Origin of the sequence: Desulfosarcina cetonica JCM 12296 (assembly GCF_001311845.1) — a bacterium.
Lineage (GTDB): Bacteria > Desulfobacterota > Desulfobacteria > Desulfobacterales > Desulfosarcinaceae > Desulfosarcina > Desulfosarcina cetonica.
Map to the genome: position 1 here is coordinate 1 of NZ_BBCC01000290.1, position 5,425 is coordinate 5,425.

At 55.3% G+C, this 5,425-nt stretch carries 6 protein-coding genes and 1 pseudogene; 3 read left to right on the forward strand and 4 right to left on the reverse strand.

What is annotated here, in order from left to right; all coding sequences use genetic code 11:
• On the reverse strand, positions 1-442 hold a 442-nt coding region (locus JCM12296_RS32165; protein WP_054701718.1), incomplete at its 3' end, for a type VI secretion system contractile sheath small subunit.
• Positions 420-1,793, reverse strand: a complete 1,374-nt coding sequence (locus tag JCM12296_RS32170; RefSeq protein ID WP_054701722.1) for a tetratricopeptide repeat protein — start codon at positions 1,791-1,793, stop codon at positions 420-422. The genes JCM12296_RS32170 and JCM12296_RS32165, both read right to left, overlap by 23 nt.
• Between JCM12296_RS32170 and JCM12296_RS39330 the strand changes: the two genes are divergently transcribed.
• The 3 genes from JCM12296_RS39330 to JCM12296_RS48555 are packed head-to-tail and all read left to right on the forward strand — an operon-like array spanning position 1,785 to position 3,575.
• A complete protein-coding gene (locus JCM12296_RS39330) occupies positions 1,785-2,183 on the forward strand; it encodes a hypothetical protein (protein ID WP_157068096.1) in 399 nt (132 codons plus the stop codon). The two genes, JCM12296_RS32170 and JCM12296_RS39330, sit on opposite strands and share 9 nt — an antisense overlap.
• A 34-nt stretch (positions 2,184-2,217) precedes the next feature.
• Positions 2,218-3,036, forward strand: a complete 819-nt coding sequence (locus JCM12296_RS48550) for an MFS transporter (protein ID WP_218188393.1) — start codon at positions 2,218-2,220, stop codon at positions 3,034-3,036.
• Positions 2,997-3,575 carry an MFS transporter gene (locus JCM12296_RS48555; RefSeq protein ID WP_218188394.1) on the forward strand — a complete coding sequence of 193 codons (579 nt, stop codon included), beginning with the start codon at positions 2,997-2,999 and terminating at the stop codon, positions 3,573-3,575. Before JCM12296_RS48550 ends, JCM12296_RS48555 begins: the two co-directional genes overlap by 40 nt.
• Before the next feature lie 726 nt (positions 3,576-4,301).
• On the opposite strand, the pseudogene JCM12296_RS51095 reads toward JCM12296_RS48555, so the two are convergent.
• Positions 4,302-4,766, reverse strand: a pseudogene (locus tag JCM12296_RS51095) (mechanosensitive ion channel domain-containing protein); the annotation flags it as partial.
• A 109-nt stretch (positions 4,767-4,875) separates the two neighbouring features.
• The gene (locus JCM12296_RS32180) at positions 4,876-5,295 is read right to left on the reverse strand and encodes a thioesterase family protein (protein ID WP_054701725.1); all 420 of its coding nucleotides are present in this window, start codon (positions 5,293-5,295) and stop codon (positions 4,876-4,878) included.
• Positions 5,296-5,425: the final 130 nt, after the last annotated feature.

Consider the following 5,425-nt stretch of genomic DNA (forward strand, 5'->3'; position numbering starts at 1 on the left):
GGGGTCTTCCCTTTGAAGCCGGTCGGGCCTTGCCGGAGATGGCCGCCGCGGTTTCGGCAAAGGTCGCCGGATCCATCAGCCGCCGGCGGGTCGTCCGCAGCGTTTTGAAAAGCGGCTCACGCTGGTAGATCGAATCGGGGTGGAAATCATCCAGCTCGGCAAAGGCCAGGTCCACCGGCGGCGATGCCGGACCGGCGGCAGGAATATGCAGGGCCGGCCCCATCTTCTCCATCACCGCCTCGTCGGTATCCCGGTCCACGCGATACAACCGCCGCCCGGCGATGTCCGCACCATCGGTTTCCCGTCCCCGGTTGGCCCGCCCGCTGAAGTCGCCCATGATGAGAATTCGAAAAGGCGTCTTTTCGGCCGGTCGGGCAGGAAGGGGCTTTACGTTGCCGGAGATGGAGACATCGATGCTGTCAAAGTGGATGGGATCGTCCATGGGCCCTCCTTGTTGTTAACAAAACAAGAAATCCTCTCACCGGTTCCCCACCCTCGGTTCGCAAGATCACCGGACGGATGGCGGTCGCATCGAATCCGGCGTCGCCGGCAACCTCATTTATATAGGTCGGGTGGTGGACATAGCGGCCGTTCCGGTTCAATTGCCACGCCACCTCATCCGTCTCGGCGGCCTCCAGGGTGAAGGCCATCCGCCCGCCGGGTCTGAGCCCTCTGGCAGCCCATGTCAACACCGTTCGTAAGTCACCGAAATAGCACAGCGTGTCGGCCGATACAATCAGGTGATAAGCGGCCGGTCGCGATTTGAGAAATTCAGTGATTTCGGCTTGGACCAGCTCGTCGTAGTGTGTCGTCCCCCGGGCGCGGGTCAGCATGCCGGCGGAAAGATCAACGCCGGCCAGATGACGACTGAAGGGTTTGAGCAAGGGACCGCACAGGCCCGTACCGCACCCCGCATCGAGGATGTCCAGTGCCGCGCCGGTCGGCGGCAGGTGCTCGGCAAGCGCCTCGACAATCAGCTGCGGGGCGCGATAGTCGAGATCATTCTGCAAGTGGTCATCGAAAGTCGCGGCCATTTCATCAAAGGTTTTCTGCACGAAAAGGTCAGGTGCACGGTCGGGTGCGCCCTGCCCCTGGCAGGCGGCCTGCAGGTAACGGGCCACGGGGTTTTGTGGGTCCTTTTCAATCCAGGCATCGAATACCGCCAGAGCCGCTTCCTCACGTCCGGTCTGGATCAGTGCGCGGGTGAGCCCCTGCCAGGCCCCCATATGCGCCGAATCCAGTTCCACGGCCTTGCCGTAGGCCGCCAGCGCCGCATCCATGCGGCCGTTTTTTCTAAGGGCATTGCCCATGTTGTAACGGTAGTCGGCATTTTCCGGATCACCTTCAACCGCCCGCTGATAGACATCCAGGGCCTCATCAAGCGCACCGCGGGATGTGAGCACCACCCCTAAGTTGTTCAATGCCGGTGCGTGCTCCGGCTGAATCTCAATCGCCTTGCGAAAGCGGGCTTCGGCGTCCCGCTTGCGTCCCATGCCATCCAGGACATTGCCCAGATTGTTGTGGGCATCGGGGTTGTCCGGATCGATGGTGATAATCCGGCCGAGCAGATCGGCGGCCTCCTCCCGGCGTTGCTGCTGGTGGCAAAGCAGGGCTAAGAAGTTGAGACTGTTGAGGTGTGTCGGCAAGGCTTCAAGAATCCGTCGGTAGAGCATCTCTGCCGGATCCGGGCACCCGCTGCGATGAAGTTGCACGGCCAAATCAAATCCCTCATCGATGGAAAGCGAAATTCTATCCGCCGATGGCGTTTGCTCAGACTGCGTTTCATGAGTCATTATCGATCCTCTCTGGATATCGGGCTTTTCACGAATCCGTCAGTTTTTATTTTTCATTACGCATCGCCTTATGTCAATGTGTTGAATGGCGGTAGTCAGGGTAATCGCATTTGGATCGATTTCTATTTTCGCGGTCATGGACCGCTTGAAAAGTGTTCGACATCGTGCGAAATCATGTTTACTGAAGTGGATGATGAATTGAAAAGAACCGACAAGTTAGGCTGGCGGAAAGAAATAATTCCGCCAGATCGCGCCGGATTTGGGGTCGTCTACAAGGCGCCGCCACCGGTGCATATCGGGAATATGTGCCGGTGGCGGCAACGCGGTAGACGGGCACAAAGACAAGCAGGATGGTGGAATTATTTCTTTCCGCCAGCCTTAGGCGTTTGATGCACATGGCAAAAGAAAATAAAGCTCTCCGGCGATGATCCTGATAACGGTATGCATCGCCCAGTTCATGGCCCCTTTCATGCTGACCAGTGTCGGCGTGGCCCTTCCCTCGCTCGGCCGGGAATTGGGTGCCTCGGCCATGCAGCTCGGCCTGGTGGAACAGCTCTATGTCCTGTCGCTCGCCATGACCATGCTCACCTTCGGCCGTTTCGGCGACATCATCGGCCAACGCAAACTTTTTCTGGCTGGGCTTTGTGTTTTCACCTTGCTCACTTCCCTGCTCGGATATTCAAACAGCATTCACACGGTGATGGTCTTTCGCTTCGTCCAGGGCATCGGCGGCTCCATGGTTCTGTCCGGCAGCATGGCCTTGGTGGCTGCCGCCTACCCGCCCGAGCAAAGGGCACGAAAGATCGGATTGGTTTCGGCCTGCACCTATGCGGGACTTTCCACAGGGCCTGTGATTGGCGGATATGTCACCCTGCATTTCGGGTGGCGCCATGTTTTCCTGATCACCGTGCCCATCGGGCTGGCGGCCATCGGGGTTTGCCTGTTCGGCATGAAGGAGATGGAGAAAAATGCCCGCGGCGAACATATGGACTGGAAGGGAAGCCTGGCGTATGCCGTCAGTGTGGGCCTCGTGATGACCGGCGCCGCGCACGCCAAGGATGTACTGCTGGGTATTCCGTTGATCGTGGCCGGTCTTGCCGGACTGGTCCTGTTCATCTGGATGGAAGCGGGATCTTCCAGCCCGCTTCTGGATGTTCGCCTGTTTTCAAAAACCGCTTTTTCACCCTCAGTTGCCTGGCCGCCATGGGCAACTACGCCGCCACCTTCGGCCTCATCTTCCTGATGAGCCTTTTTCTGCAATATGCCAAGGGCCTGTCTCCCCGGCAGGCCGGTTACGTCTTGCTGATGCAACCGCTCATGCAGGTCGCGGCATCGCTGGTGGTCGGCCGGTTGACCGAACGCTTTGATATTACCAAGGTGGCGACCAGCGGGATGCTGGCCAGTTCCACGGGGCTTTTGGTAGCGGCGTTTACCATGGGAACCGCCGCGCCGGTCTGGATGATCATCGCCGAGCTGATGCTCATCGGTGCGGGATTCGGTATCTTCATCACCCCGAATTCGACTGCCATCATGGGAAGCGTCGAGCGGAGGCAATACGGGGTTGCCTCGGGCATGATCGGTGCGATGCGCACATTGGGCATGGCCGTGAGCCTGACGACCATCTCCTTGATCTTCTCCCTGTGTATGGGGAAAAACGAAATCAACGCCCAGACCCTGCCCGCTTTTCTCCTCAGCATGCGAACGGGGTTGGTGGTGTATGCGATGTTCTCCTGCCTGGGCGTTATTCTGTCCATGGGCAGGGGACGCAAGGCGACGTTGTAACGTCGTAAAGCCAGACCTCTTGGTGCCTTGATCGCATTGCCCAGCGGCTTTTTTACGTTCCGCCGGCAGGGATGATAATTGCATTATCCTCAAATCATGCACGCGGCTGGTCCGCGTCGCTTGGGGCCGTAGATTCGGCGCTTGCGCGTCCTGGCTCAATTCATCCTGTTTGTGCGCCACCGCCTTGAGACGCTCGCGGACCTGCGCTATTTTCAACTTTACCTGTTCCTTGTCTTCGCCGGACGAATCCTTTAGCAAGGACTCCATTGCCTGAAGATCCTTGGTTAGTTTCTGCTTCTCGTTTTCAACCAGCTCTGCCCGGTCCGCTTTGTCAAACGCGATCTGCTCGGCCTCTACAGGCTTTTCTGGAGAGACTTTGGCAATGGCTGGGGGGATTACCTTCTTATCTTCTCCCATGGGGCGTTGATTCATATAGGTCGGTGACATGATTTCGACACCATTGCCATGCAGCGTGTCCAGAACATGCATCGCCAGGTTGGAGCGAGCTGTGATAAGCCCTTTCACTTCAGTCAGCATGCCTGAAATACGATACGTTATCGAATAGTTACCTATCTCAAGGACATGAACAAAAGGCTCTTCGAGCCCGCTTTTCTCAGCGGCTTCAATGAGAAGGGGTTCAACCTGTAGATGATGAATGTCGAAACCCAAGGACAATGTAATTGAGATGATGGTCCCTGAATTGAGAACCGCCGTCACAGGATGGCTTATCAAGTAGGTGTTCGGAAGGGCGATAAGCTCACGCGCCTCCGTCTGCAATTCCGTATCAAACAAGCCGTGGTCGGAAACACGACCAAAATATTCTCCAACGCGAACAAAATCACCCGTCCTAAAGGGCTTGGTTATCCGCAGCAGAATTCCTGCCATGAAGTTTGCAACGATCGTTGGTGATGAAAATGCAATAATTCCTGAAATCAGCAGCCCAATGAGCGCCAGCAAACGGTCGCGAAATGTTTCACTTGTGGGTAAGGCAAGAATGGCAAGAACAAGGCTGAGAAGGCCCAATCCCATCATCGTGATTTGACGGGGGAATTTTCGTTCGCTGCTCAGATCTGGATCTCGCTCGAGAAGGAACCAATGCGTGCCCCGAAGGGCAGCTCCCGACACAATGACAACCAAGAGAAGGGGCCAGCACGAGATGATTAAATCCAATAGGTGGTTCCAAAATCCCATAACGAATCCCTACCATTTCGCCAAAGAACAGCCATCAGCGACCGACGGCAACGCTTTGGGAACAAGCTTGGATGATATGTCCATAAACAACGAGACGAACCCAAGCACTTTAAAGGAGACCAAGCTTGTGTTTCTTTTTTTCAAGGTTTGCAAAAAATTTCTTGGCGTCAACAATAAACCGTGTGTGAGTGCCCTCGGCTATCTTTTCAACTGAGTCGTAAGCTTCTACGTGATATGTCAGTTTCCTTCCCTCTATGGCAGTTAATTGTGCTTTTGACACAATGGTTGCTCCGATCGGTGATGCTGAAAGGTGTTTCATATTATTGGTGATACCTACCGTCAGGTAGTTTTCAGGCAGGAATTCATGGACGAATATGCAAGCGGTTTCCATAACGCCAACCAGGTGAGGTGTGCCTAAAACTGGCATCCCTTTGTAACCGACGGCTTCGGCGCTGTTTTCGTCTGAAACAACGATACTTAGTGTGTTCTCCATTCCAATTTTCAATCCTGAAAAGTCGATTTCGCTCATTGATTTTTCTCTCATTTTAGATTGTCAACGGTGAAGTATCCCCCTATGTTCCATACTCCACGGTACCAACAATTTCATGATCAATTATCGCAACCACTTGATTTTACAATGAGGCCGGGTGTATTTACTT